Raw genomic sequence first — 26,816 nt, 5'->3', positions numbered from 1 at the left:
CTCTGCGCTATCGCAGAGGCGAACTCCTCTCAGCTCGCGAGGCCAGTTTGAAGAATCTCCTCACCGACGTTGCCGGCGTCCGCGTCGGCCATGCCGAAGACGCAAAAGTCGCCTCTGGCGCGACCGCGGTCATCTTCGATTCTCCCGCGATCGCCGCGATCGACGTTCGCGGCGGCGGACCCGGCACACGCGAGGACGCATTGCTCGATCTTGCCAACACCGTCGAGCGCATCGACGCCATCGCGCTGTCGGGCGGTTCCGCCTTTGGCCTCGATACCGGCGGCGGCGTGCAGGCCTGGCTCGCCGAGCAGGGCCGCGGCCACCGGGTTCGCGAAGCGCTGATCCCGATCGTGCCGGGCGCGATCCTGTTCGATCTCCTCAACGGCGGCGACAAGGCCTGGGGACGCTTCTCGCCCTATCGCGAGCTCGGCTACGCCGCGGCAGCCGCCGCTGGCACGGACTTCGCGCTCGGCAGCGTCGGCGCCGGCCTCGGTGCCACCACCGCAACGTTCAAGGGCGGGCTGGGCTCGGCCTCGGCGCTGACGCCCGACGGTGTCAAGGTCGCGGCGATCGTCGCCGTCAACGCGGTGGGCAGCGTCACCGTCGGCAACGGACCGTGGTTCTGGGCGGCGCCGTTCGAGGTGGACGGCGAATTCGGCGGACGCGGCCTGCCGGACAAGTTCACCGACGACATGCTCCGCATGCGCATCAAGGGCGGTCCTGCCGCGAGCGCGCGCGAAAACACCACGATCGGCGTCGTCGTCACCGACGCGGTGCTGACCAAGCCCCAGGCCAAGCGGCTGGCGATGATCGCGCATACCGGCTTTGCCCGCGCGATCTATCCGGTGCATGCGCCGACCGACGGCGACGTGCTGTTCGCCGCCGCGACCTGCGTGAAGCCGATCGAGCCGCTGGTCGGCCTCACCGAACTCGGCACGGTCGCAGCCAACGTGGTCGCGCGTGCCATCGCCCGCGGCGTTTACGGCGCGACGGCCCTGCCGTTCGCCGGGGCGCAGCCGGCGTGGAACGATCGCTTCGGAGAGCAACGAAACGCCTGACATGGCGTTATTCCGACGGAGCCAAGGTGCACCGTCATGCCGTCGTCAGTGATCCGCTTCTTTCGCTATGCGCCCGACACGCGTGAGCTGAAGGTGACTTTCGTCAGCGGTCGCCTGTATGTCTACGAGGACGTTCCGGCCGAGGTCGCGGCCGCGTTCAGTCAGGCCCGCTCAAAGGGATCGTTCTTCAACCGCGAAATCCGCGATCGGTATGCCTATCGTGACACTACCCACGACTACGTAGGCTAAAGCGCGATGAGATCAGGATGAACGTCATTGCGCTTTGGGTTATTGGTTGAGCATGATCTATTCGGACAACCGCTGCACGCTTTCCCAGATCATGCTGTAGCCTGGATCCCGCTCACACGCTCATTGACGTCGAAGAAGCGGTGGACGCGGCCTGCGCCTGGCGCTGCATCATCTGCCCGAACCAGTCATACGGCGAATTGCCGCCACTATTCGCGGTTGACGAGCGGGACGCGCCAGGGACCGTCGTCGACATCTTGAAGCCGTCCGCATAGGTGACGGTGGTGATGGTCGAGCCATCGGCATTGGTCGTCGTCGTCGAGGTCGATCCTCTGCTTGCCTTCGAGGATTCCGATCCGCCGCCTGCCGCATCGCCCGATCCGCCGGCGCTTTGCGCCTGATGGCGGCCATGGCCGCTCGTCAGCGCCTTCGTCATTTCGCCGAGGTTGATGCTGTCATCCGAATTCGCATCCATCTTCGAGAACACGTCATCGGCCTGTGCGAGATTGGTGCCGCCGGCACTGAGCGCGTCCTCGAACTCGGCCTTCGTGATCTTGCCGTCGCCGTCCGCATCGATCTGCGAGAACAGATCTTTCAGCGCCGCCTGCCGGCCCTTCGAGGTCGAGGGCGCCGATGAGGTCGAACTGGTCGCGCCGCTCGCACCATCGGTCGACTGACTCTGCGCGGCGAGCAGCGCCGTCATGGTCGCCGGCGCGATCTGTGGCGGACTGCCTGAGCCGACCAACGAGGACGTCATGCTGCTGCTGTCGATCGCGAACGGGTTGGTCGCGCCTTGCGGAGATCCGGTCTTATGCGTCGATCCGGCCTTCTGCGTTGCCGATGACGACTTCGAGTTCGTCAACGACTGGATCGCGTCGAGCGCACTCGATACCGCGCCAAGGGCAAACAACATTGCACAACTCCAACCCGATGCGGCATGCCGCGGCCAATGTTCCGAACGACGTCAGCAAGCGTCGTGCCAGCGTCAAAAGCTCAACAAAATCCGCCTTCGCTGCGCCTTGCACAGCCCGGGAACACCGGCAATTCGTGCCGGTCGCGGCAGAAATTTCCGCCCACAGGAAGCAGCCTCCCCCTGCATTGCCCGCCGCAGAGGCCCATGTTAGGCGAGGCCATTCTTCTTCGGCCGCCACCCGGAAAACGCGCCATGACCCAAGCTTTCGCCCCCCGTCCCCTGGCCATCGCGCCCTCGATCCTCGCCTCGGACTTCTCAAGGCTCGGCGAGGAGGTGCGCGCGGTGGACGCGGCAGGCGCCGACTGGATCCATCTCGATGTGATGGATGGACACTTCGTTCCCAACATCTCCTACGGTCCCGAGGTCATCAAGGCGATGCGCCCGCATACGAAGAAGATCTTCGACGCGCACCTGATGATCTCGCCCTGCGACCCCTATCTTGAGGCTTTCGCGAAAGCCGGCTGCGACCACATCACGGTGCATGCGGAGGCAGGTCCCCATCTGCACCGTTCGCTCCAGGCCATTCGCGGCCTCGGCAAGAAGGCGGGCGTGTCGCTCAACCCGGGCACGCCGATCAGCGCGCTCGAATACGTCCTCGACCTGGTCGATCTCGTGCTGGTGATGTCGGTCAATCCCGGCTTCGGCGGCCAGGCCTTCATCCCCTCCGCGATCGGCAAGATCCGCGACATCCGCGCGATGATTGCGGGACGCCCGATCGACATCGAGGTCGATGGCGGTGTCGGTCCTGACGTTGCCGGCCCGCTTGCGGCCGCCGGCGCCAACGCCTTCGTCGCCGGCACCTCCGTGTTCAGGGGCGGCACGCAGGAGGCCTACAAGACCAACATCGCTGCCATCCGCAACGCAGCCGCAGGCGCACGCGGCGAAGCGATTTGAGCTGGATCGGGAGTCCGCAAACCTGCAGCTCCCAAGTGTTGCGGCGCGCAATGCCTAAACGGAATCTTGATCCGTACTCATCCGGACTTCCCTGATTCGCGCAAATCACCGCAAGTGACTCCTGCCTGCTTTTGACGGGAGCACATCATGACGACGACCCTGGTTTGGACTGGCGTAGCGTTGTGGTTTGGATTGAATGCTGCGATTGCAGCTCGCAGCCTCTACATGGCGCGACCGGTGAAGGCCGCATCCTCTGCCCGCATCATTCACCTTCAGCGTCGCCGGGGGTGATGCCATGCAGCTCGCACTCGTGAAACGTCAGCCGAAGCGCAGGTGCCGTATTCCACGGCGACCGCATCCGAATCTCGACTACTTCTTCGGCCGCCTCGAACGCGCCGATCGCACGCGGAACGACGATGCCGGGCCCAGCAATGCGGACGTCGACCATTCGTTTGCCTCGCAGCGCCGACACTGAGATTTCCTTTTCCGGACCGCCCCATGAGACCGCATTGCCCGAACTGCCTGAAGGAAATGACCAAGGCATCCGCGTCGCGTAACCTGTTCAATTGCGAGCCCTGCCGCGAGATCATCCAGTATTTCGGCGGCAGCGCGGATCACGGCGAGGCTGACCCGCAATTCTCCTGGCCCATCCGCCGTAAGCACGCGGCTCACACGGCCCACGCGGCCTGATCCGCCGTTTGTAGGCGCAGCCCTATCCGGCCGCCTCGCCGTCATCCGCTTCAGCCACATCCCCCGCCATCCGCGGCGGCCGCACAATGGTGACGGTGCAGCTCGCCTCCGAGGCCACCTTGGCCGAGACGCTGCCGAGCAAGGTGCGCCTGAACGAGCCTTGCCGCGCGCCGATGATGACATGGTCGACATGGTTGACCTCGGCGAACTCCAGGATGGCAGCGGCGGGATCGACGGCCTCCAGCACATGGACCGACAACCGGCTCTCGTCCAGCTTGAGCGGCGCCGCCCAATGCCGGAGCGCCACCAGGCGGTCGATATGCTTGTTGGAGCCCTGCTCGTCGAGCGTCCGGTCGATCGCGATGCGATTGAGCTTGAGCACGTTGAGGCAGGCCAGCCGCGCCGAGGGCAGCGTGGCGAGAATGCGCTCGGTCGTCACGCGCAGTGCCTCGTTCAGCTCCGGTGCGCCCTCCACAGTGTCGAGCGCGATCGCAAGAATTGGGCTCGACGCGATCTGCGCCGCGACATCCGATTTCGCTCGTGGCTGCATGACGCCCTGATTGAAGCGGCGCCGCCACGCCACGCCGAGGGAATCACGCTTCAGCCGTTCCGCGCGCGCGGTGAGCTTGACCTGGTCCGGATGGGTGAGATCGAAGGCGAGCTGGGACGCCGTCGGATAACGCCACACCGGCTCGATCTCGAGGCAGCGCAGCACCACCTCCTGCAGCCAGGGCGGATAGCCGGCGCGCAATGCGCGCGGCGGATAGGGATCGCGCCACAGCCGGCGCCGCATCGCGCGCAACGTTTCACCCTCGCCGAAGGGACGCTCGCCCGTGGTGAAGAAATAGAGCAGCACGCCGAGCGAGAAGAGGTCACTGCGCGGATCGTCGCGCACGCCTAACAGCCGCTCCGGGGCCATGTAGGGCGCGGTCCCGTAAGGCAGACGAAATTCTTCCTGCAACAGGTCAGGCAGATGGTTGTGGTGCGACAAGCCGTAGTCGATCAGCACGGCCTCGCCACTGCCGCGGAACATGATGCTGCTCGGCTTGATGTCGTGATGAATCACGTTCTGCCGATGCAGGTCGGCGAGCGCGGTCGCGATCTTCGCCACGAGCTGCCGCGCCTCGTCATAAGGCAGCGGCAAGTCCGGCAGTCGCTTGTAGAGCGTCGCCCCGGGGATACGCTCGATCACGACATAGGCCTGATGCGCGAAATCCCCGGTGCCGAAGCAGGCCGGCACGTGCGGGCCTGCAACCCGCGGCAGGATCATCATCTCCATCTCGAACGAGACGATCGCCGCGGGATCCTCACCCTCCGACACCCGCGGGATCTTCATCAGCAAAGGCATGTCGATGCCGGGATGGGTGACGGTCCACAACGTCGCCATGCCGCCAGCATGAACGCATTCACCGATGGTGAAACCGTCGATTTCCGCACCTGCTTTGACCAGGGATTTCGGCATCACCGTCAGCGCCCCTGCGACAGCCGGTCGGCCAGCCAATGCGGCAGGCCGTTGTCGCGGATCCTGCCGGCCGCGGTCGCGACGTCATAGGGCGCGCGGCAATAGGTGATCTGGCACGAGACCGTGTCGAACAGCACGAAGGACGCGGACGGATCGCCGTCGCGGGGCTGGCCGACCGAGCCGAGCACGGCAAGCCATTGCCGCCCACGCAGGAGCTGCACGGAGACATCGGTCTTCGGCACGAAGCTCGTCATCTTCGCCGTCACCGACATCGAATAGAGCGCAGGTCTGTGGATGTGGCCGCAGAAGGTGATATGCGCGGGTGTCGCGATCAGGCTCTTGGCCGCATCCGCCGTCGACCGGACATAGTGCCAGCGCTGCGGGCTGGAGGCTTCCGAATGCACGAACAGGCGACCGTCGTCCTCCATCAGCATCGGCAATTCGGCCAAAAACCGACGCTGCGCCCTGTCGAGCCGGCCGCGAGTCCATTCGATCGCAACCTGCGCCTCGGCGTTCATGGTCTCAGCCGAGGAATTGACCGCCTGGTCGTGATTGCCGCGCACGGCGATGGCGCCGCGGGCAACGAGCTCCATCGCAGTGTCCACGACCCATTCCGGATCGGCGCCATAGCCGACGAAATCACCGAGCAGGATGAAGCGCTCCGCGCCTTTCGCGCGGGCCATCTTCAGGCACGCCTCGAACGCCTGCCGGTTGCCGTGGATATCCGAGAAGACAGCTAGGAGCACGCACCCTCCACCCTCAAAATCTTATCTGAAGCCGATAAGGCCAAATTGAGGGACGTCAAGAACATGCGCCGGCGCGTGCCGGTTTTCCAGCGGGCCGCTGCCGCGATGGTGAAGGGCTATTGCTCGTCCTTTGGCGGCATCCGCGGCGGCGGCAGCGGCGTGAACACGACGCCCTGCGCGCCGGCCGGCGGGGCGTTGAACTCGCCGGTCGAAGAATCGCCGCCGCTGGTCTCCAAGATCGTCTTCGGCGTCACATATTCCCGCACCATGTCGATCAGGCTGCCGTCACCGCCGCCGAAATCGGCGGCGCGCCCGCCCTGCGGATGCCCAGCCGCGATCTCGTTCTGCGCCGCATGGGTCTTGTCGGCCAGCCTGTCGTCATAGGGCACCCGGAAGGCGCGCGGAATGCCGCTCGGCCGATTGTCCTCATCGAGCGCCTCGACCCAGAGATAGATCGAGCCGGGATCGCCCTCCAACGAATGCGGCTCGACGATGCGGGCCTGGAGCAGCTTGAAGGCGGTCGGCATCCGGTCGGAGCTGGCCCAGCCGAGCAGTCCGCGCATTTCGGTAAAGCTGACGACATAGAAGGCGCTGGTGATGACGACGGCCGTCGCCTTCAGGACCCAGTGCAGCCGCGCATAGACCAGCACGACCAGCAGCAGCGCACCGATCACCGCATAGGCGACCGACAAAGTGAGGATGACCGTTTGCAGATTACTCACGGCGCACCCTCACCCGGGTCTTCGGATCGACATCGGCGCCGTTGCGCCAGCTGCTGCGGAACGTCTCCAATAGCGATTTCGGCCGCTGGTCGACATTGACGACCTTGCCTTCGGCATCGAGCCGGAACCGGACCGCGGTCTTCTCGTCGCCGGTGTGATCGAGCGTGAACTTGTTGTCGAAGACCACCTGCGCAGTCGGATTGAGCTTCTGCACCTTCACGTTGGCCGTCACGGGCTCGCCGGTCGTCGCCACGAAATGCGAGACGTTGACGGTGTATTCGCCGGCGACGATGCCCCGCACCGTGACAATCTCCTCGCGGATGGGCGAGGCGATCTTCTTGCCGGCGACGATGATGAAGTCGTTGGCCCCGCCGCGGTCGTCGCGATCAAGCGTGAGAAAGCCGGCCTCGCGGTGGCGATACCAGGCGATGTTGCCGGCGGGGTCCTGCACGAACAGGTCGAGATCATCGGGGTGGTTGTCCGGCCAGTCCAGCGTGATCATGAACTCGGCCTTGGAGTCGATCTTGCCCTCCTTGGCGTCCGGGGAGACCGCGAGCAGCGCCAGAAAGAACAGGAAGGCGATCACCTGGAGCGCCTTGAACAGCATCACGCCGAGCGGATCGAACGGCTCCTCGCGCGGATAGAGACCGAAATCATCCATCATGACGGCGTTCCAGCACCCTTGCGCTCCAGGACCGGCGTCACATAGGTCTCGGTCAGCACCACCGCGTCCGAGAACACCCGCTGGGTGGCGGCATCCAGCATGTAGTACTGGATGCGGACCAGGATCGAGCCGACGAGGCCGGCCAGCGTCGTGTACATCGCCACTGCCATGCCGTCGCTCATCAGCCCCATCGAGGACCGCATCGCGGCCTTGTCGGCGGCATCCAGGCCCGCGATCGGCGCCAGCATGATGATGAAGCCGATGATGGTGCCGAGCAGGCCGAGCTTCATCAGCGTGTCCGAGACGAAGGCGCCAAAACCGTTGGAGCCGCGCAGCCGGTCGGCGAGCGTCCGCAGCAGCAGCGTCTGGTCGACCGGCCGGTAGCCTTGCGCAGCGGCCTTGGTCACGAGGCTCTCGATGTGGTCGCGCACCAGGCCGCGCGGTAGCGCTGTTGCGCTAGCGTCGAGCGCCTTGCTGCCGCCGGCGGCCGACAGCACCGCCCGGCAGCGCCGTGCCGCTGCTCCCTCCCGCGCGATCGCCCGCGTCCGCAGGAAGCAGTGGCCGCAGGTAACGACGTAAAGCAGCGCGATCACGCTCGAAATGTAGGTGCGGTCCGAGGTCAGCATCAGGTGGATCAGGCCGAAGCGCCACAACAGCACGACGGCGAAGATCGAGAGCCCGGTGAAGATCATCCAGAACAGCAGCGCGCTGCGCTCGGTCGGGTCGGCAGCGTGGCCCGCGATCGGCCCAATCGTCATCGAACTCATGCTGCACTGCTCCTGGCTTGCGACGATTGGCCGAGAAAGATTGGCCTAGAAGGATTCTTTGGCCGATTAGATCAAAGCCGCCGCGCCAGGTCCAAAGAGCCATGCCCAATCCGGCTTGGGAAATTTGCCCGAGCTGCCATCCTGCCGTTCCCCGCAATTGGCAAGGCGCGGCGGCGTTGTTAGGCTGAGCTTACCAAAGGTTGGGGGTGATCGCATGCGCCTCGTGCTTCAGCTCGTCGCCCGTCTGCTGCTCATCGTGGCGCTGTGCCTGGGAGCAGCGACGGTATGGGCGACGTTCGACGCCTATCGCAGCGTCGACCGAGCGACCGCGGCTTCCGCACAAAGGGTCGCGCAGGCGCTTCAGGCGCTATATTGGCGCGAGCTCTTGTTGCGCAGCAGCAGAGCACGCGAACATCTGTTGCCGGTTCCGGACTGGCGTTCGCTGGAGACAATGAAGCTGATCTCGCCCGGCGTCTGCGTCGAGTTCCAGCCGGCCGCGGCGTTCGAGAAGCCGCTCTGCGGCCAGAGCCAAGGCATCGGCAAGACGCCGCCGCACTGGTTCGCATCGATCGTGCCGACCTTCCTCGGCAGCCATGCCGAGGTGGTGCGGCCCGTCAGTCCGCGCGCAGCGGCCGCCGGCACGGTGGTTGCAACCCCGGACGCCGCCGCCGCGATCTCGCTCGCCTGGGAGTACATCCTCAACGTGATCGACGTCGCGCTCTTGATGGCGGCGGCAATCGCGCTGCTGGCTTCGCTCGCCATCGCGCACGCGCTGGCGCCGGCACGCACCATCGTCACCGCGTTGCAGCGTATGGCGCGCGGCCAGTATCGCACGAAGCTGCCGCGCTTCCGTTCGATGGAGCTTGCGATGATCGGCAGCGCCGTCGATGCGCTCGGCGGCCGGCTGGAGGAAGCGACCGAGCAGCGCGCGGCGCTGACCCGGCGGCTGATCGAGATCCGCGACGACGAACGCCGCGCGCTCGCCCGGGAGCTGCACGACGAATTCGGACAAAATCTCTCCGCCATCCTCGCCTTCGCCAACACCATCGAGACGGCGAGCGCGAAGCATGACAGGGATAAAGGCATCGCGCAGGATGCGCGGATGATCTCACAGGCCACCCATCATCTGATGGCCTCGCTGCGCGATGCGCTGAAGCGGCTGCGCAATCCCCTGCCCGAGGAGCTCGGGCTCGAGGCAAGTCTCGTGAATTTGGTAGATAGCTGGCGTTCGCAGAGCGCGGCGCGACCGACAATCCAGCTCGACCTCAGGGGCGATCTTACCGATATCAGCGGCCCGGCGGCCATCACCGCCTATCGCGTGGCGCAGGAATGCCTGACCAACGCCCTGCGCCACAGCTCCGCGCGCGAGATCTCGCTACGCGTTGAGCGGCGCGCGGGCGAGCACGACGCGCTCCTGATCCGGGTCGAAGACGACGGCGGCGGCGATGCCAAGCGCGTCGCGCAATCGGCCGGATTCGGCCTCACCGGCATCCGCGAACGCCTTTCAGCCGCCGGTGGATCGCTGTCGATCCTGCCTGCGAACCGCGGCCTCAGCGTGGCCGCCACCATCCCGCTCGCCGCATGAGGCCGACGTGAATGATATCGCGGCAACAGGCATCTCCGTGCTATTGGTCGACGACCACCCGATCGTGCGGCAGGGCTACCGGCGTGTGCTGGAAAGCCAGGGCGATCTTCGTGTCGTCGCGGAAGCCGACAATGCTGCGGACGCCTATGGCGCCTTCAAGGCGCATGACCCCGACGTGGTCGTGCTGGATATCTCGATGCCCGGCGCGAGCGGGCTGGAAGCGATCCGCAACATCCGCGCGCGCAGCCCGCGGGCGCGCATTCTCATCTTCACGATGCACAACGAAGCCGTGCTGGTGAAAGCCGCCTTCGGCGCCGGCGCCTCTGGCTTCGTCACCAAGAGCAGCGAGCCGTCCGCCATCGTGAATGCGATCCGCAGCGTGGCGCGCGGCGAGCGCGCCATGAGCGACGACATCGCGCATATTCTCGCCGAGGACAGCCTATCGCCGACGGGTTCAGCGCTGGATCAGCTGGGCGAGCGGGAGATCGAGATCCTGCGCCAATTCGCCGGCGGCGCTACCACCGAGCAGATTGCAACGCATCTCAATCTCAGTGTGAAAACAGTCCAGAACTACCATTATTTGATCAAATCAAAGACCGGCGCACGCACGGATGCACAGCTCGTGCGGCTCGCAGCAACGTGCGGGCTGACGAGGATCTAGCAGCAAAGCTGCCGCACTCCGTCTTGAAGCTCGCCAATCTGCCGAACGAAATTGGAACGGAGCCCATCCGGCTCCGGTTAGTACGGCAGAAGGAGTAAACGGTCATGAGTAAGGGTCATCACAACGCAGTCGACCATCCCCCGATCATCACAGTAGGCGAGCTCATCGACGAACTCTGCCGTCTGCCGGACACCGCCGTCGTCCACTTCCGCTGCCCCATGCTCGATCAGGAGCTAACCTTCTACCGCCTGCGCAAGCGGTCAAAGGATGCTGTCGAAATCGCGGTCAATGCATACCCTGAAAGTCCCCCGGTGGTGCCATCGTCCGAGCCGAACTTCCATGCGCGGAAACGCTCGGCTTCGGCGCCCCCGGCCCGCAATGGTAGCTTTCTTCACAAGGCGAGAGGTTGATGGCCCTCGCGCCAAGTGGGCAGGTGGCGTGGCCTAACCCGCCTTCAATCCGCGCAGCAGTAGCGCCAGCGTTGCATCGACCCGCGCGGAAAGATCGGCGTCCTTCCACTCGTCGGCATGGGCCGGATGGTGGAAGCGGACGGTGGCATCGAAAATGGCGCGCGCGGTCGTCTTGACGTCGTCCACCTCGAATACGCCCTGCTTGATGCCGTCGGCCAGGATCGCCGCGATCTGGTCGATCATGGTGTCCTTGTGACATTTGACGGCTGCGCAGGCCTCGCGCGCCAGCGTCAGATAAGTCTGGAACATCTCGGGGTCGTCGAGGACGCGCGAACGCTTGGCGGCGAACAGCGTGCGCAGCCAGCGGCCGAGCCTATCAGGCGCGGGGCCCTGCTCCTCGGCAATCGCGCGCAACGGCGCGTCGATGCGGTCGAGCCAGCGTTTGGCAACGGCTTCGCGCAGCGAGGCCTTGCTCGGGAAATGGCGGTAGACGCTGCCGTGGCTCACATCGAGCGCACGGGCAACGTCGACCACGGTGGCCTTGGCAAGTCCGAAGCGCCTGAGCACGTCCTCGGTGACTTCGAGGATCCGCTCCGGCGTCAAGACAACAGCTTCATTCATGCCAGCACCATTGTTCCCGTTCAGGGCTCAGTTACCCGGCAGTAGGGCTGTTTCCGAAGCGCCCTCGCCGGTCGTTTCGGAAAGCCTATGCCTTAATGAGGCAGTTTTGCAGCCTGCGCCGCGATCTGGCGCGCCACCAGCAAATTGAGCCAATGCCCAATCATGCCGGTGAAATTGAGGATTTCGGTCGTCATGTCTTAAGTCTCCATTCGTCCGCTTTCCCCGTTCTTCAATCGGCCCTCCGATCCGAGCTTGCTTCGGATGTCGGGCTCCCCGGGGCTTGTCGCGGGACGCCCAATCGGAGCGTCCGGAGACGGATATACACATCTCGCTGACAGATTTCAATATCTGTCAGTCAATGATCCGTGATTGATAGCTGATCTTTGGTCCAGCGCGTGGCTGGCTCCGCCCACCGGTGGATAGTTACCCCGCACCCCCGGCCGCGGGCCCGGATCGTTTGTTTCGCCCTCCCCGCTCTGCTAAATCGCGGCGTAAAAAGCATTTTGGCCGGTGCCCACGCCCCCAGCATCCCCAGGGGCGTCCCGCCCACCTCTTGGAGCCGTCAGATGATCCCCCGCTATACCCGCCCGGAAATGGCCTCGATCTGGGAGCCGCAAACCCGGTTCAAGATCTGGTTTGAGATCGAGGCGCATGCGGCGGACGCGCTCGCCGAGCTCGGCACCATCCCGAAGGAAGCTGCCAAGACGGTCTGGGCCAAGGCCAAGGATGCTATTTTCGACGTCGGCCGCATCGACGAGATCGAGCGCGAGACCAAGCACGACGTCATCGCCTTTCTCACCCACCTTGCCGAGATCGTCGGTCCCGAGGCGCGCTTCGTGCACCAGGGCATGACCTCCTCCGACGTGCTCGACACCTGCCTCAACGTCCAGCTCACTCGCGCCGCCGACCTGCTGCTCGCCGACATCGACAAGGTGCTGGCCGCCCTGAAGAAGCGCGCCTTCGAGCATAAGATGACGCCGACCATCGGCCGCAGCCATGGCATCCACGCCGAGCCCGTCACCTTCGGCCTCAAGCTCGCTTATGCCTATGCCGAATTTACGCGCGCGAAGGAACGTCTGGTCTCGGCGCGAAAGGAGGTCGCGACCTGCGCCATCTCCGGCGCCGTCGGCACATTTGCGCAAATCGATCCCCGCGTCGAAGAGCATGTGGCCAAGGCCATGGGCCTCGTGCCGGAGCCGATCTCGACCCAGGTGATCCCGCGCGATCGCCACGCGATGTATTTCTCGACCCTCGGCGTGATCGCCTCTTCCATCGAGCGCATCGCCGTGGAGATCCGCCACATGCAGCGTACCGAGGTGCTGGAGGCCGAAGAGTTCTTCTCGGAGGGGCAGAAGGGCTCGTCCGCGATGCCCCACAAGCGCAATCCGGTGCTGTCGGAAAACCTCACTGGCCTGTCGCGCATGGTGCGAGCCTATGTGACGCCGGCACTGGAGAACGTCGTGCTCTGGCACGAGCGCGACATCTCGCACTCTTCCGCCGAGCGCATGATGGGCCCGGACGCGACGGTGACCCTCGACTTCGCGCTGGTGCGCCTCGCCGGCCTGATCGACAAGCTCTTGGTGTACCCCGCCAACATGCAGAAGAATCTCGACCGCCTCGGCGGCCTCGTGCACTCCCAGCGCGTGCTGCTGGCCTTGACGCAGAAGGGCGCCAGCCGCGAGGATTCCTACAAGCTCGTGCAGCGCAACGCGATGCCGGTATGGCGCGGTGAAGGCGACTTCCTTCAGCTGCTGAAGAAGGACACTGAGGTGAAGAAGTATCTTACCGACGCCGAGATCGAGGAGCAGTTCGACCTCGGCTATCACCTCAAGCACGTCGACACGATCTTCAAGCGCGTGTTCGGGCAGAGCTGAATTTTCTTCGTCATTCCGGGGCACACGAAGCGTGAGCCCGGAATCTCGCGCTACAATCTCCAGATTCTCTGGTGCACAAATGCGCACCATAGCTCGATGCTTCGCATCCCCCCGGAAAGACAAGAACCCACAAGAAACGGATCCCCCATGCCCATCGTCAACCGCATCGCCGCCCTGTCCGACGAAATGGCCGCCTGGCGCCATGACTTCCACGAGAATCCGGAGCTGCTCTACGAAGTCCACCGCACCGCCGGCATCGTCGCCGACAAGCTGCGCGAATTCGGCTGCGACGAGGTGGTGACGGGCATCGGCCGCACCGGCGTGGTCGGCGTGATCCGCGGCCGCAAGTCGGCATCCGGCAAGACCATCGGCCTGCGCGCCGACATGGACGCGCTGCCGATCATGGAGACCTCCGGCGTGCCCTACGCCTCCAAGGTCCCGGGCAAGATGCACGCCTGCGGACATGACGGCCACACCGCCATGCTTCTCGGCGCTGCCAAATATCTCGCCGAGGCGCGCAATTTCGACGGCACGGCCGTGTTGATCTTCCAGCCGGCCGAGGAAGGCGGCGGCGGTGGCAGGGCCATGGTCGAGGACGGGCTGATGACGCGCTGGAACATCCAGGAGGTCTACGGCATGCACAACATGCCGAACCTGCCCGAAGGTCATTTCGCAACCACCCCTGGCGCGATGCTCGCCTCGTCCGACAACATCCAGATCACCGTCCACGGCAAGGGCGGCCACGCCGGCGCGGGTCCGCACAAATCGATCGACAGCGTGCTGATCGGCTCGCAGATCGTGGGTGCGCTACAATCGATCGTCGCGCGCAACGTCGATCCGCTGAAATCGGCCGTCATCTCGATCACGCAATTCCACGCCGGCACGGCCTTCAACATCATCCCGGAGGTCGCCGAGCTCGCGGGCACCGTGCGCACGCTCGATCCTGAAGTGCGCGATCTCGTCGAGCGCCGCATCGGCGAAGTCGCCGACAGCGTCGCCCGCGCCTATGGCGGCTCGGCCGAGACGAAGTACACGCGGATGTATCCGGTGACGATGAACCACGCACGCGAGGCCGGCATTGCCGCCGACGTCGCCCGCGACATCGTCGGCACCGAGCGCGTCAACGACAAGTTCGTTCCGATGATGGGCGCCGAAGATTTCTCGTTCATGCTGGAAGCCCGCCCCGGCGCGATGATCCTGGTCGGCATGGGCGACGGCAACGAGTGCCACCACCCGGCCTATGTCTTCAACGACAACATTTTGGGCCACGGCGCCTCGTTCTGGGCCCGGCTGATCGAGACGCGGATGCCGGCGTAGAGTCTGTAGTGGACTAGCCGAAGGCGTAACCCACCATTTTTCTGTCGACGCGGACGTAAAGTGGTCGGCTACACTTGCTAACTCACCCGACTCAATCGCAGACGTCTCTCGTCCGGCCAACCATCACTGAACTCGCATCAGCGGTGCTAGCGCGCTCCATTCTGCATCCGTTCCCGACAAGCCGGCAGCATTGCAAAAGATCTGGCCAGATGTATGCGGCTTGGACGGTGTCGCCTCAACCTGGGCGCGCTCGGCAACGAGCCTCACCTTCTCCTGCTTGGCCGCCTTCGCCTTTTGCTCGGCTGCGGCACGCGTGTCTTCCGGCAGTGCTCTTCAGCACATCATCGCGCACGAAGCCAAACGCTTTGCGCAGGTCCAGGCCGAGAGCTCTAAGCGCGACGAGTACGCTCGAAATGAACGCTTGATCATCAGTTGCATATTTCGGCAGGTATTTTAGACGCCGGATTGGAAGGATGATTGGCCGTCCCGAGCCGGCACCCTTTGGCAATCGGCCTGCACCCGGCCGCGTTGCAGATCACCTGACCAGATGCCTGCGGCGCTGAGGGCGCGGCTTCCGTTTGTTTTCGGTCCCGATCCCGCCTCTTCGAATCCTCGCGCGTCGCAACCGGCTTCTTCTCCGGGATCTTCTCGCACTCATTGTCGTCACCGACGCGATAGCCGGCACGGCAGGTGATCTTCACGCATTGGTCGCCGTCGGCCTTGAAGCCGAAATTGCACACCAGCGGGCAGACGCGCCCCGGCTTCGCCTTCAACGCATCGAGTGCGTCGCTGCTTGCGAGCTTCACGTCGAACTGGGTGCCGGCATATTTGTTGAACAGCGTCAGCGAGCGCTGCGCGGCCGAAGTCCACTCGCCCTCTGCAGCCGAGGTGAGGCAGCCGACGCGGCGCAGTTCGCTCTGAACCGATTTGGCGAGCTCAGCTGCGGATAACGTCGAGGTCGGTGCAGGCGAGAGCGCGGCCACCTTCTGGTTCTCAACTTCGGGAATCTGCCGGTCGGTCGCCGGCTTTGCGGCCTGCTCCGCTTTCTCTGCCGCCTGCTTTGCAGCGAGTTCGGCCCTAGCTTTCTCCGCTGCTTGCTTCTCGGCCAATGCCTTCGCCGCCGCCGCTTCGGCCACCTTGCGCTGCTGCTCGGCGGCCTCGGCCCTCGCCTGCTCGATCTGCTTCTGCTTCTCGGCCGCGATCCGCGCCTCTTCGGCGGCCTTGGCCGCCGCGGCCGCCTTCTCCTGCTCGGCCTTCTGGGCGCGCTCGGCAACGAGCCTCGCCTTCTCCTGCTCGGCGGCCTTTGCCTTCTGTTCGGCCCCCGCGCGCGTCTCCTCGGCGGCGATCTTGTTCAACTGCCCCTTGGCCAGGTTGGCGTAGAAGCCCTCCGGATACGCCGCCAGAAACGCTTCCCAGCCGTCCCGCGTGCCGAGTTGGAGCGCCAGCTCGTAATCCCTGCGAACGGCCTCCTGCGGGTTGGCCTGCGGACCAGTCGCGGCCGGCTTGACCGCGACCAACGGCACGTCGTCGCCGCCGAGCGAGCCGTAGACATAGGGCTCCTGCTTGTAGCCGGTCGCTTTCAAAACGTCGTCGCGCACGAAGCCGAAGGCCTTGCGCAGATCAAGACCCGGCTTCGGCAGGTGCTCGACCAGCGCGGCGGCGAACGGGCTGTTTCGGGAATCGCCATCCGATGCCGTCGATCCTGCCTTGGCGGCGAATGCAATCATCGTATTCGGGCTGGTGGGCTCGACCTTGGCGAGGCCGCGCCCGACCGCGCGCGAGGCCAGCGTGCGCTTCATCGTCTTCGCAAACGGATTGTCCCGGCACGCGTCCAGGATGATCAGCCGCAGCTGCTTGGCCGGTTCGACCGCGAACAATGCCCGCTCGACCGGAATGGTCTCATCGAGAACGTCACCATCCGTCTCCAGCGTGGCGTCGGTCGGGATGAGATAGTTGTTGCCGTCGAGCTCGATACCATGGCCGGCGTAATAGATCACCGCCATCTCCGCATCACGCGACCTGCCGGCAAATTCGCGCAGCATGCGCCGCATCTCGCTGGCGCTGAGATCGAGCCTGACGTCGACAGAATCGAAGCCGGCCTTCTTGAACATGCCGCCGACCAGGGTGGCGTCGTTCACGGGATTGCCGAGCTTCGGAGCGCTCTTGTAGGCGGAATTGCCGATGACGAGCGCGACCCGCCGGTCGGCGTGTGCCGGTCCGCACGCAAGGCTCATCGCCAATATCAACAATGCAAATAGCCGAAACGGAATCACTTGCGTCCCCCCGGATGCAATTCCCTGAGACTATTCGGTAGCGTCGCCGATTGCTAATTCTTCCTATGTGATACCGGTCACATAGAGGTCCTCAAACAGGGGTATGGATAATGCGGCGAAGCGTCGCCCTGCTGCCCCAGCTGACGCCACGGTCCTTCGGGGCTGCTACGCTTGCACCACCTCGTGGCGCATCACGAACGGTGCCAGCAGCGCGTGCACCTCGCCCTCGACCGCTTCGCGCTGACCCGCCGGCAAGCCGGTCAGCGTCACGGTGGCGATGGAGCCGTGGCTGCCGTGCGGACCGACCTTGACCTTGCAATCGATGCCGCGCTCGACCAGCGGTGCCAGCACCTTGGTGAACACACGCTGCGCTGCGTCCCAGCGCAGCTGCGGCTTGAACACCTTGCCGACGCCCGTCAGTGGCATCGGATCGATCGGAATGACCTGCACCGGCACGGCGGCGCGCTCCGGGGTGCGCTCGCGCACCCACGCTTCGAGCTCGCCCTGCTCGACGCTCGCGCCGGGCTTCAACTGCACATACCCCACCGGCAATTCGCCGGCATAGGCGTCGGGCTGGCCGACCACGGCGGCGAAGCCGACGGCGGGATGTCTGAACATGATCTCCTCGATCGGCGCCGGATCGATGTTGTGGCCGCCGCGGATCACGAGGTCCTTGGCGCGGCCTGTGATCCAGAGATAGCCGTCGGCATCGAGGCGACCGAGATCGCCGGAATTGACCCAGACCTCATCGATGAAGGCGCCCTTGTTGTGCTCGTCGTTGAGATAGCCGCCGAACACGCCGGGCCCGGCCATGATGACGACGCCGATCTCGTCGGGCGCGCAATCGCGGATCAGGCGTCCCTCGGCATCGAGCTGCACGATGCGCACACGCGCGTAAGGCATGGGAAGGCCGACCGAGCCGAGCCGGATGGGCCGCGACGGATAGGCCAGCGTGTGCACGCTCGAGGTCTCCGTCATGCCGTAGACCTCGATCACCGGCAGCTTCAGTTTCTTCTGAATCGCCGAGCCGACCGCGACCGGAATCGCCGAGCCGCCACCTGCCGCATATTTCAGGCTCGAAATATCCGCCTTGCCCGGCGGCACCGCCAGCGCGGCAGCGAGCACCGTCGGCACGCTCGACAGCGCCTCGGGCTTGAAGCGCTCGACCAGCCCCCAGATGTTCTTCACCGCATTCGGATTGCGCCAGCCGCTCGGCGACAGCACGACCAGCGAGCCGCCGCTTGACAGCGTCAGCAACGCCTGTGTCAGCGAGCCCCCGACGTGGAACAGAGGCATGCCGAACAGCAGGTTTGCGCCCGGCTTGGCCTTCAGCAGCAGATTGAGCGCCCAGGCCTGATAGACCTGGTTGGCATGGGTGTGCCGCACCAGCTTCGGCGTGCCGGTGGTGCCGCCGGTGTGGAAATAGGCGGCGATGTCGCTGCCCAAGATCTTGCGGCCGCTGATAAGCCGGTCCGCCGGTTGCAGCTTGATCAGGTCGCTGAAGGCAAAGATGCCGTTCGCCGGATCGCCGCCGCCGAACACCTGGACCGTTGCCTTGAGATGCTTGAGTTGCGGCCGGATCTGCTCGACCTTCTGCCAGATGTCGGTGCCCGGCATCGGCCCAAGCGCCACCAGGATTTTCGTGTTCGCAGCCTCCAGAATCTCCGCGATCTGGTGCGGCTCGAGCAGCGGATTAACGGGATTGGCGATGCCGGCGGCTTCGGCGCCGAACAATGTCACGAAAGCATCCGGCACCAGCGGCAGCATGAAGCTGATGACGTCGCCCTTCTCCGCGCCCAGCGCGTGAAACATGTTGGCGGCCTGCGTGACGCGCGCCATGAAATCGCGATACGTGACCACGACCGGCGTGTCGGCGGGATCGGCGTTTTGCAGGAACTGGATCGCCGCCCCGTCGGGGTTGCGCGTTGCACCCAGCCGGATCGCGTCATACGTGCTCTCGGCCGCGACGCGATCGGCGTAAGGAACCTGCTCGAAGGCCCGGACCTCCGCGTCTGTCAACAAATCCGGATAGTCGTTGCCGATGAGCCGATCGAGCGCGTGGATGCCCGCCATGGATTTCCGTCCTCCCTCAGATGCATGTCCCCACCCCTTCTTTTGACATTTGGTTCGGCGGGGCCTCGACCGATGGCCCGTCGAGCGCGGACAGAATGATGGATGATTTGGCGTTCGTCCATGGCCGTGGACAGCGGCGGTTAGGCTCGATCTAGACCGAATTTGAACCTCCGCGCCCGATCCCGGGACCAAGAACTGGCGTCGGATTCGCCTACCAGCGTCCTGCCGCAAGACTTGAGGTGATTATGCCTACGCATCTGCGGAACCGCATCACAAGCCTGCTCGTCGTGCTCGCGATGGCATCGACGATCGTGCTGCCTCGCGCGGCGTTCGCCGACACTCAATTCGACAAGATGCGCGCCAAGGTCGCGGCTTTCGTCGCCGACAAGATGGAGAAGCTGGGCGGGTCCCGCATCATCTACAAGGTCGACACCGACGCCCTGCGCGAGGCGGTTGTCACGGACCTGCGCGACCACATTTACAAGATCCTGCGCGAGGGCCGGATCGCCTTCTCCGGGCTTGCGATCCGTGACGGCGGCGTCGACGTTAAAATCCCGGACGCGAAGGGCCGCGAACAGCTCACGCACATGCTCACCTCGGCGGCGGAGGGGCTGGCCACGCAAGCGCTCAGCGTGACCGATGCCGGAGATGGACTGATCAGGCTCGCGCCGACCGACGCCGCATCTGCCGCACGGCTGCACGACCTAGTCGAAGATTCCATCGCCATGATCGAGCAGCGCCTCAAGGACGCCGGCATCACGCTCGCCAGCGTCCAGGTTGAGGGAACAGACCGCATCCGCATCTTGCTGCCGGGCACGATGCAGCCCGAGCGCATCACCGCGATCTTCGCCAAGAAGGTGCGGGTTAGCTTCCGCCTGATCGATCTCTCGATGTCGCCGGAGCAGGCGCAATCCGGCACGCCGCCCGCTGGCACGGAAGTCCTGCTCGGCTTCAAGGACAAGCTCCCCTATCTGGTGAAGGCCAGCGTGCTCGACGGCGACGACATCAGCTATGCGGGACCGGGATTTGCGAGCAGCACGAAAGAGCCGATCGCCTCGTTCCGTTTCAACGGCCGCGGCACGCGGCGTTTCGCCCACATCACCGCAGAGAACATCGGCAAGCCCTTCGCCATCGTGCTCGAAGACAGGGTGCTCTCCACCCCCGTGATCCGCGAGCCCATCACCGGCGGCTCCGGCCAGATCTCCGGCAACTTCAGCCTGGAAGAGGCCAACAGCATCGCCATGCTGTTGCGCGCGGGCTCACTGCCCGGACGCCTTGGCCTCGTCGAGCAGCAGGTCGTGCAGCCCGCCGCCAGGCCCTGAGGCGGAGATCGGGCGGCCCCGCGTTGTTGCGGCGCCCGGGTCCATCCCCGGCACCAAAGCCCGCGCCGAGGCCTCGAATCATCAGCGCGCCGCGGCCAGACGCGCAAACCAACGGGCAATTGCCGAAACGCCCGATCGAGCTAAAATTTGCCTCTTGCGGCATGACGGCCAAAGGCTTCATTTCAGCCAGCCGTCATTCGATTTGGGCTACACGTGTCGAGCATACCGACCAGGACTGAAGGCCTTACGCGGGGTTAGTATCATGCCGTCCGGCAGCGCAGACGTTTCGTCGATCCTCGACCGCATTCTCGACGCGGCAACGGACAACCTCAGGATCGCGAAGATCCTGGTCCAGATGGGCCTCGATCCCAACAACGTCACCTACGACGCCATCTTCAATCGGCTGCTGGAGATCTTTGTCCAGAACATCACGCTGGCCAATCTGTTTGCCGCGGTCGGCGCCGGCTTCTTCGTCGCCACCCTCTTGATGCGGACGATGGTGCCGCTGCGCGTCGCGAACATGGTCGGCTGCGCGTTGTTCGCCGTTTTCGGCGCGCTCTCCGCCAACGTCGCGACGTTCCTGCTGTATCTTCTGTTGCTTCCGATCAACGCCCTGCGCCTGCGGCAGATGCTCAAGCTGGTCAAGAAGGCGCGCCATGCCGCCGAAGGCGACATGTCGATCGAATGGCTCAAGCCGTTCATGACCGAGCGCAAATACCGCCGCGGCGACATCCTCTTCAAGCTGCGCGACCCCGCTAACGAAATGTTCCTCACGGTCACGGGCAAGTTTCTGGTCAAGGAGATCAACGTCGAAATTTTGCCCGGAGCTCTGATGGGTGAACTGGGCTTCCTCACGCCGGACAACCGGCGTACCGGAACGGTCGAATGCATCGAAGACGGACACGTGCTGACGATCACCTATGACCGGCTGCTCGAGATTTATTTCCAGGATCCGCAGTTCGGCTATTACTTCCTGGTGCTAACCAGCCAGCGCCTCTTGCAAAACATCGAGCGTCTGCAGAGCCAGCTCGCGGCCGAGCGAGCGGCAACGACGAACAGGATCGCGTGACCGCTGCGGCCGGCGCCGATACGGAATGGCGGGGACACATCTGCTCCGTCGTTGCGCGTGCCACATTTCCTCCTGCGCCGGACGCAGCGCAGCGCTTCAGCGGTGCCCCCCGGGAATTTTGCGGATGTGTCGCCCTCCGCAGGGCATTCAGCCGATCCAGATCCGCCCCAAGCGGCCCCGCCGCAAAACCGCCCTAAAAACAGATTGGTAACCATGGCGCCTTAGGATAATGACGTGACCAATTCTCCGACGATCCTGGTGTTCGATTCCGGCCTTGGCGGACTCACGGTGCTCCGTGAGGTCGTCGCCGCACGCCCGGACGCGCATTACGTCTATGTCGCCGACGACGCCTTCTTCCCCTATGGCCACCATGGCGAGGACGAGATCATCGCCCGCGTGGTGCCATTGATGGGGGAATTGATCGGCACGCATGATCCCGACCTCGTCGTTATCGCCTGCAACACGGCATCCACCCTGGTACTGTCTCACTTGCGCGCCGCTTACTCCCTGCCCTTCGTCGGCACGGTGCCGGCGATCAAGCCGGCCTGCGCGCAGTCGAAGACCCGCCGCGTCTCGGTGCTCGGCACCAAGGGCACGGTGAAGCGGGAATATACGAAAGCTTTGATCCGCGAGTTCGCGCAGGGCTGCGAGGTGACGCTGGTCGGCTCGCCCCAGCTTGCCTCGCTGGCTGAAGCCGAGCTGAGCGGCGCTCCGATCAGCGATGAGGCCATCCTTGCCGAACTCGCTCCCTGCTTCGTGGGCGACGCCGGGGATGCGACATCGCGCACCGACACGGTGGTGCTCGCATGCACGCATTATCCGCTGCTGCTCGGCCGGCTCAAGCGGCTGGCGCCCTGGCCGGTTGACTGGATCGACCCGGCGCCCGCGATCGCCCGCCGCGTCTCGGATCTGCTTGGCCGGCGGATCGTCGGCATCGCGCAGTCCGGCGCCGAGATGATCTTTACTTCGAACCGCGTGCATAGCCTTTCGGCGATGCTGACGCCGTTCTTCGGCGGCCGCGCCCTCGCCTGACTTTGCGCGGCAACGGCGCGCTGCTAGGCTTTGCCGTCGTCACCTTGCCGCAGGCCTTCCCATGTCGGTCCCCTCCACACCACTCAACCGTCTTCGCCAGCTCTGGCGCGAGGGGCGCCCCGCCTTTGGCGCGATCGCGACGATCCCGAGTGTGCAGATGGTGCAGATCATGGCGCGCTCGCTCGACTGGATCATCGTCGATCTCGAACATGGCCCGATTGGATTGACCGAAGCACATGCGATGATCGCCGCGACCACAGGCACGCCGTGCACGCCGCTGGTTCGGATCGCCGCGAACGAGCCATGGCTTGCGAAAGCACCGATGGACATCGGTGCCTTCGGCATCAACTTCCCGATGATCACCAACCGCGACGATGCCGAGAAAGCGGTGCGCAGCGTGCGCTACCCGCCGCGCGGCGATCGACTCTGGGGTCCCTTCCACGCGCCATTCCGCTGGGGCCAGTCGATGCCGGAATATATGGCTACAGCCGACGACGAGATGATCTGCATGATCACCATCGAGCATGTCGACGCCGTCAATCGCATCGACGAGATCATGGCGACGCCGGGCGTCGACGTCGCGGTCATCGGTCCGGGCGATCTCGCCACCTCCATCAACAAGCGCGGTCAGATGGACGATCCGGAGCTGCTCGAGCTGGTCGCCCGTGCGGAAGTCGGCATCCTCAGAAGCGGCGTGCCGATCGGCGGCGTGGCCCGCACCGCCGACCAGGCCAACGCTCTGATTGACCGTGGCTACCGCGCGATCGCGCTCGGCTTCGACTGGTCGCTGTTCCAGCGCGGCATCATGGCGGCGTTCGAAGGGGTCAGGCGCTGAATCGCCGATACGGCCTTGCTGGGAACCGCGGCGCTGCTAGGGTCGTCGGCTCCAGGGAGGAAAAACCATGCTCAGAAAGACTTTGCTTGCGCTCGCTTTCACTGGCATCGCCGTCGCGGCCTCTGCCCAGCAATCCGGCATCAAGCGCACCCCGCTCCAGAAGATCGACTTTCCGGAGGGCTACACGACCGTGACCGCCATCGCCGAGGTGCCGGCCGGCGGCGCCGCCGGCCGGCATACCCATCCGGGGATCGAGACGGGTTATGTCCTGGAGGGCGAGCTCGACCTCCTCATCGACGCCCAGCCGGACAAGCGCCTGAAAGCCGGCGATTCCTACCAGATCCCGGCGGGTTCCGTGCACGACGCCAAGACCCATGGTGACAAATCATTGAAAGTGCTTGGAATTTACGTCGTCGACAAAACCAAGCCGCTGGCGTCGCCGGCACCCTGATGCGGCGAACCGACCGGGTCCAAACCCGTTGGTTCGTGCTAGAGCACGCGGCGAGCGGACGACCCACTCGCTGCACATACTTTCATCTTTGATCCCCAGGACCCGGAGACCAATGCGCGGGACGCCCAAGACCATCTCCCTGCGGCGCCGTCTGATCTGCGACCTCATGCACGCTTCGATGGGCGTGCCCTTCGTTTCGCTATCCCGTTCGCTCAACGTCCGCCCTCTGCTGGAAGCTCGCGCGGGCGCAACGGCGCGCGCCGGCTGGGCAGCGATGTTCGTGAAGGCTTTCGCCCTGGTTGCAAGTGAGGAGCCGATCCTCCGCACGCTCTACGCCAAATGGCCCCGGCCAGCCCTCTATGAACTGCCCAGGAGCGTGGCACTGGTGGCGGTCGCCCGCGTCGAGGATGGCGAGGAATGCGTGATGCCACAGCGAATTGCGGCCCCCGAGGCCATGACGCTGGCGGCGGTCGACGCCGAGATCCGGCGCGCCAAGACGGCACCGGTTGAGGAGGTTCCCATGTACCGCAAGATCATGCGGGCGACCCGCCTCCCGTTGCCGCTGCGACGCCTGTCTTGGGCGGTGGGGCTGAATTTCGGCCGGCAGCGCGGCAATTGGTTCGGCAGCTTCGCGGTGAGCTCGGTGGCCGCTTATGGCGGCGGCGAGCTCCACCCCATCACGCCGGGACCCTTCATCGTCAGCTATGGGGTGGTTGAGGCGGACCAGACCATCCATGTCGTGATCCGCTGGGACCATCGGGTGACGGATGCCGCCCCGATCGCCCGGGTCCTGACCCGGCTGGAACAGGTCCTGAACACTGAAATCGCTGGCGAATTGCGTGCGGCCGGGCCAAAGCCGATCCGGGCGGTGGGTACCTGATTCCGGGTCCATTCGCATTGACAGCGAACCCCAAACTCCCCTAAAAGCCGCCTGCTCGCGGGCCGATTTCGGCCCGCGAAGCGTTTCGCGACCCGTGGTTCTGTCCCTTAAGCTTTGGGGATCGGACCTGTCGGTGCCGGGATTTCCCCGTCACACAGGAGGGCGCGTTTCCTCAAACCATGTACCTGAAGAGGACGCGATGACTAAGCGCAGTGAGGCGAAGTACAAGATCGATCGTCGTATGGGCCAGAACATCTGGGGCCGCCCGAAGAGCCCCGTGAACCGCCGCGAATACGGCCCCGGCCAGCACGGCCAGCGTCGCAAGGGCAAGCTCTCCGACTTCGGCGTGCAGCTGCGCGCCAAGCAGAAGCTGAAGGGCTACTACGCCAACATCAGCGAGCGCCAGTTCCACGGCATCTACGTGGAAGCCAGCCGCCTCAAGGGTGACACCGGCGAGAACCTGATCGGCCTTTTGGAGCGCCGTCTCGACGCGGTCGTGTACCGCGCCAAGTTCGTTTCCACCATCTTCGCCGCGCGCCAATTCATCAACCACGGCCACATCAAGGTGAACGGCCGCAAGGTCAACATCTCGAGCTACCAGCTCAAGGTCGGCGACGTCGTCGAGGTCAAGGAAGCCTCCAAGCAGCTCACCCACGTGCTCGAAGCCAGCCAGCTCCCCGAGCGTGACGTGCCCGACTATCTCGATGTCGACCATGGCAAGATGACCGCGAAATACACGCGCATCCCCAACCTCTCCGACGTGCCGTTCCCGGTGCAGATGGAGCCGCATCTGGTCGTCGAATTCTATTCGCGCTAATCGTTTCGGCAGATCGAAGTTTAAAGGCCCCGGTTTCCGGGGCCTTTTTCGTTCAGGCAGCCACTCCGATGTCTCAGCCCATCCGCATCCTTATGCAGGGCGGCAGACCACGCGTGCATACGTCCGTCGCTTGCCGGTCAACGCTTATCCTTATCTGATCGATTATCGTGTGACCGAGACAGAAATCGCTATTATGCGGTTTCGTCACGCCGCTCGGCGTCCACCTAGAACTCGCTGACCGCGAGTGAATGCCAATCCCTCAGGGAGCAAGTTGATGCTCTACACCCCTCCCCCCATCGACCCCAAGGCACCGCCGGTGCGCATCAATCTGCTCTCGGACACGCAGACCAAGCCGACGGCTGCGATGCGCGAGGCGATGGCGCGGGCGGAGGTCGGCGACGAGCAGGTCGGCGACGATCCGACGGTGAACGCGCTGTGCGAGCGCGTGGCGGATCTGCTCGGCAAGGAAGCGGCGGTCTACATGCCCTCGGGCACGATGTGCAACGTCACCGCGACGCTTGTGCATTGCCGTCCCGGCGACGAGATCCTTGCGCACGAGACCGCGCACATCATCGCCCGCGAAGGCGGCGCGCATGCCGCGATCGGCGGCTTCCAGGTGACGCAGCTCAAGGGCGCCAACGGCCAGTTCACGCCGGAGACTCTCCGTAAGGCGCTGCATCCACGCACGCGCTATCAGCCGCCGCAGACCGTCGTCAGCGTCGAGCAGACCGCCAATATCGGCGGCGGCACGATCTGGAAGAAGGCGGCGCTCGACGAGATCGTCGCGATCGCCAAGCAGCACGGCCTCATCACGCACATGGATGGCGCGCGCCTGCTCAACGCCACCGTGGCGAGCGGAATCTCGCCGCGTGACATGACCGCGGGATGGGATTCGGCCTGGATCGACTTCTCCAAGGGCCTCGGCGCGCCGATTGGCGGCGTGCTTGCAGGCTCACGCGTCTTCATCGACGCGGTGTGGCAATGGAAGCAGCGCCTCGGCGGCTCGATGCGGCAGGCCGGCATCTGTGCGGCCGCCTGCATCTACGCGCTCGACCATCACGTTGAGCGCCTTGCCGACGATCACGCCAATGCGCGCGCGCTCGCCCGCGGGCTGTCGCAGATCGCAGGCATCGAGGTGCAGGAGCCCGAAACCAATCTGGTGTTCTTCAAGCCCGACGGCGCCGGCATTCCCGGCGACAAGATGGTCGCAGCGTTGCGCCAGCGCGGCGTGACGCTTGCGATGATGGACGGCCGCATCCGCGCCTGCACCCATCTCGACGTCAATGCGAGCCAGATCGAGGAGACGATCGGATACGTGCGCGAGATCGTGCGCGGGGCGTAAAGTCGCGTAGATGGAGTAACGGGCCGACCAAC

General features: G+C 64.9%; 27 protein-coding genes. 17 read left to right on the top strand and 10 right to left on the bottom strand.

The annotated features are described in order from the left end of the window. The first annotated feature begins 47 nt into the window (after nt 1-47). Both IVB01_RS16585 and IVB01_RS16580 read left to right on the top strand, forming a co-directional pair. Nucleotides 48-1,058 carry a P1 family peptidase gene (locus tag IVB01_RS16585; protein ID WP_247280719.1) on the top strand — a complete coding sequence of 337 codons (1,011 nt, stop codon included), beginning with the start codon at nt 48-50 and terminating at the stop codon, nt 1,056-1,058. Between the two features lie 36 nt (nt 1,059-1,094). After that, nucleotides 1,095-1,307 (top strand): KTSC domain-containing protein, encoded by a 213-nt coding sequence (locus IVB01_RS16580; RefSeq protein ID WP_247280718.1) that lies wholly within the window; start codon nt 1,095-1,097, stop codon nt 1,305-1,307. A gap of 112 nt (nt 1,308-1,419) precedes the next feature. Here the strand turns inward: IVB01_RS16580 and IVB01_RS16575 are convergent, their stop codons facing one another. Next, a complete protein-coding gene (locus IVB01_RS16575) occupies nt 1,420-2,217 on the bottom strand; it encodes an EF-hand domain-containing protein (protein WP_247280717.1) in 798 nt (265 codons plus the stop codon). Nucleotides 2,218-2,469: 252 nt separating this feature from the next. Between IVB01_RS16575 and rpe the strand changes: the two genes are divergently transcribed. Further along, the gene (gene rpe / locus IVB01_RS16570; RefSeq protein WP_247280716.1) at nt 2,470-3,171 is read left to right on the top strand and encodes a ribulose-phosphate 3-epimerase; all 702 of its coding nucleotides are present in this window, start codon (nt 2,470-2,472) and stop codon (nt 3,169-3,171) included. Nucleotides 3,172-3,433: 262 nt separating this feature from the next. On the opposite strand, the gene IVB01_RS16565 is transcribed toward rpe, so the two are convergent. Beyond that, nucleotides 3,434-3,619, bottom strand: coding sequence for a hypothetical protein (locus tag IVB01_RS16565; protein WP_247280715.1), 186 nt, complete (start codon nt 3,617-3,619; stop codon nt 3,434-3,436). Nucleotides 3,620-3,669: 50 nt separating this feature from the next. Between IVB01_RS16565 and IVB01_RS16560 the strand changes: the two genes are divergently transcribed. Continuing rightward, nucleotides 3,670-3,861: a hypothetical protein gene (locus IVB01_RS16560; protein ID WP_247280714.1), complete on the top strand. Its 192-nt coding sequence runs from the start codon at nt 3,670-3,672 to the stop codon at nt 3,859-3,861. Between the two features lie 22 nt (nt 3,862-3,883). Here the strand turns inward: IVB01_RS16560 and IVB01_RS16555 are convergent, their stop codons facing one another. From IVB01_RS16555 to IVB01_RS16535, 5 genes are all read right to left on the bottom strand, one after another. Next, on the bottom strand, nt 3,884-5,323 hold the full coding sequence (locus IVB01_RS16555) for a bifunctional serine/threonine-protein kinase/universal stress protein (protein ID WP_247280713.1): 1,440 nt from the start codon (nt 5,321-5,323) through the stop codon (nt 3,884-3,886). A gap of 5 nt (nt 5,324-5,328) precedes the next feature. Further along, the gene (locus tag IVB01_RS16550; protein WP_247280712.1) at nt 5,329-6,069 is read right to left on the bottom strand and encodes a metallophosphoesterase family protein; all 741 of its coding nucleotides are present in this window, start codon (nt 6,067-6,069) and stop codon (nt 5,329-5,331) included. Nucleotides 6,070-6,185: 116 nt separating this feature from the next. After that, nucleotides 6,186-6,791, bottom strand: coding sequence for a hypothetical protein (locus IVB01_RS16545; RefSeq protein WP_247280711.1), 606 nt, complete (start codon nt 6,789-6,791; stop codon nt 6,186-6,188). Beyond that, nucleotides 6,784-7,455: a hypothetical protein gene (locus tag IVB01_RS16540; protein WP_247280710.1), complete on the bottom strand. Its 672-nt coding sequence runs from the start codon at nt 7,453-7,455 to the stop codon at nt 6,784-6,786. The genes IVB01_RS16545 and IVB01_RS16540 overlap by 8 nt, the downstream gene beginning before the upstream one ends. Then, nucleotides 7,452-8,222, bottom strand: coding sequence for a MotA/TolQ/ExbB proton channel family protein (locus IVB01_RS16535; protein ID WP_247280709.1), 771 nt, complete (start codon nt 8,220-8,222; stop codon nt 7,452-7,454). The genes IVB01_RS16540 and IVB01_RS16535 overlap by 4 nt, the downstream gene beginning before the upstream one ends. Before the next feature lie 214 nt (nt 8,223-8,436). On the opposite strand from IVB01_RS16535, the gene IVB01_RS16530 reads away from it, so the two are divergent. The 3 genes from IVB01_RS16530 (at nt 8,437) to IVB01_RS16520 (ending at nt 10,878) form a co-directional block, all read left to right on the top strand. Then, nucleotides 8,437-9,807: a histidine kinase gene (locus IVB01_RS16530; protein WP_247280708.1), complete on the top strand. Its 1,371-nt coding sequence runs from the start codon at nt 8,437-8,439 to the stop codon at nt 9,805-9,807. A gap of 7 nt (nt 9,808-9,814) precedes the next feature. Then, nucleotides 9,815-10,468: a response regulator transcription factor gene (locus tag IVB01_RS16525; RefSeq protein ID WP_247280707.1), complete on the top strand. Its 654-nt coding sequence runs from the start codon at nt 9,815-9,817 to the stop codon at nt 10,466-10,468. A gap of 104 nt (nt 10,469-10,572) precedes the next feature. After that, on the top strand, nt 10,573-10,878 hold the full coding sequence (locus tag IVB01_RS16520) for a hypothetical protein (RefSeq protein ID WP_247280706.1): 306 nt from the start codon (nt 10,573-10,575) through the stop codon (nt 10,876-10,878). Nucleotides 10,879-10,911: 33 nt separating this feature from the next. Here IVB01_RS16520 and IVB01_RS16515 read toward each other — a convergent pair whose 3' ends face one another. Next, nucleotides 10,912-11,499, bottom strand: a complete 588-nt coding sequence (locus IVB01_RS16515; protein ID WP_247280705.1) for a TetR family transcriptional regulator — start codon at nt 11,497-11,499, stop codon at nt 10,912-10,914. Nucleotides 11,500-12,065: 566 nt separating this feature from the next. Between IVB01_RS16515 and purB the strand changes: the two genes are divergently transcribed. Together purB and IVB01_RS16505 are read left to right on the top strand one after the other, a co-directional pair. Beyond that, a complete protein-coding gene (purB, locus tag IVB01_RS16510; RefSeq protein ID WP_247280704.1) occupies nt 12,066-13,373 on the top strand; it encodes an adenylosuccinate lyase in 1,308 nt (435 codons plus the stop codon). A 147-nt stretch (nt 13,374-13,520) separates the two neighbouring features. Next, a complete protein-coding gene (locus IVB01_RS16505; protein ID WP_247494694.1) occupies nt 13,521-14,690 on the top strand; it encodes a M20 aminoacylase family protein in 1,170 nt (389 codons plus the stop codon). A 428-nt stretch (nt 14,691-15,118) separates the two neighbouring features. Here the strand turns inward: IVB01_RS16505 and IVB01_RS16500 are convergent, their stop codons facing one another. Together IVB01_RS16500 and IVB01_RS16495 are read right to left on the bottom strand one after the other, a co-directional pair. Continuing rightward, a complete protein-coding gene (locus IVB01_RS16500; RefSeq protein ID WP_247280702.1) occupies nt 15,119-16,924 on the bottom strand; it encodes a caspase family protein in 1,806 nt (601 codons plus the stop codon). Between the two features lie 204 nt (nt 16,925-17,128). Beyond that, nucleotides 17,129-19,036, bottom strand: a complete 1,908-nt coding sequence (locus tag IVB01_RS16495; RefSeq protein ID WP_247280701.1) for an acyl-CoA synthetase — start codon at nt 19,034-19,036, stop codon at nt 17,129-17,131. A 245-nt stretch (nt 19,037-19,281) separates the two neighbouring features. On the opposite strand from IVB01_RS16495, the gene IVB01_RS16490 reads away from it, so the two are divergent. The 8 genes from IVB01_RS16490 to IVB01_RS16455 all read left to right on the top strand — a co-directional run bounded on the left by IVB01_RS16490 (nt 19,282) and on the right by IVB01_RS16455 (nt 26,784). Next, nucleotides 19,282-20,358 (top strand): preprotein translocase subunit SecD, encoded by a 1,077-nt coding sequence (locus IVB01_RS16490; RefSeq protein WP_247418786.1) that lies wholly within the window; start codon nt 19,282-19,284, stop codon nt 20,356-20,358. Between the two features lie 262 nt (nt 20,359-20,620). After that, entirely contained in the window at nt 20,621-21,427 is an 807-nt protein-coding gene (locus IVB01_RS16485) for a cyclic nucleotide-binding domain-containing protein (protein ID WP_247280699.1), read from the top strand. Between the two features lie 234 nt (nt 21,428-21,661). Further along, complete coding sequence (gene murI, locus IVB01_RS16480) at nt 21,662-22,459, top strand: glutamate racemase (protein ID WP_247280698.1); 798 nt, start codon at nt 21,662-21,664, stop codon at nt 22,457-22,459. Nucleotides 22,460-22,520: 61 nt separating this feature from the next. Beyond that, complete coding sequence (locus IVB01_RS16475; RefSeq protein ID WP_247280697.1) at nt 22,521-23,294, top strand: aldolase/citrate lyase family protein; 774 nt, start codon at nt 22,521-22,523, stop codon at nt 23,292-23,294. A 67-nt stretch (nt 23,295-23,361) separates the two neighbouring features. Next, nucleotides 23,362-23,745: a cupin domain-containing protein gene (locus tag IVB01_RS16470; RefSeq protein WP_247280696.1), complete on the top strand. Its 384-nt coding sequence runs from the start codon at nt 23,362-23,364 to the stop codon at nt 23,743-23,745. 112 nt (nt 23,746-23,857) lie between these two features. Continuing rightward, nucleotides 23,858-24,625: an acyltransferase gene (locus IVB01_RS16465; RefSeq protein ID WP_247280695.1), complete on the top strand. Its 768-nt coding sequence runs from the start codon at nt 23,858-23,860 to the stop codon at nt 24,623-24,625. 199 nt (nt 24,626-24,824) lie between these two features. Next, on the top strand, nt 24,825-25,442 hold the full coding sequence (gene rpsD, locus IVB01_RS16460; RefSeq protein WP_247280694.1) for a 30S ribosomal protein S4: 618 nt from the start codon (nt 24,825-24,827) through the stop codon (nt 25,440-25,442). Nucleotides 25,443-25,716: 274 nt separating this feature from the next. Next, entirely contained in the window at nt 25,717-26,784 is a 1,068-nt protein-coding gene (locus IVB01_RS16455) for a threonine aldolase family protein (protein WP_247280693.1), read from the top strand. Nucleotides 26,785-26,816: the final 32 nt, after the last annotated feature.

The sequence above is a fragment of the Bradyrhizobium sp. 164 genome (assembly GCF_023073715.1).
Lineage (GTDB): Bacteria > Pseudomonadota > Alphaproteobacteria > Rhizobiales > Xanthobacteraceae > Bradyrhizobium.
This window is presented reverse-complemented; position numbering and strand designations above follow the sequence as displayed.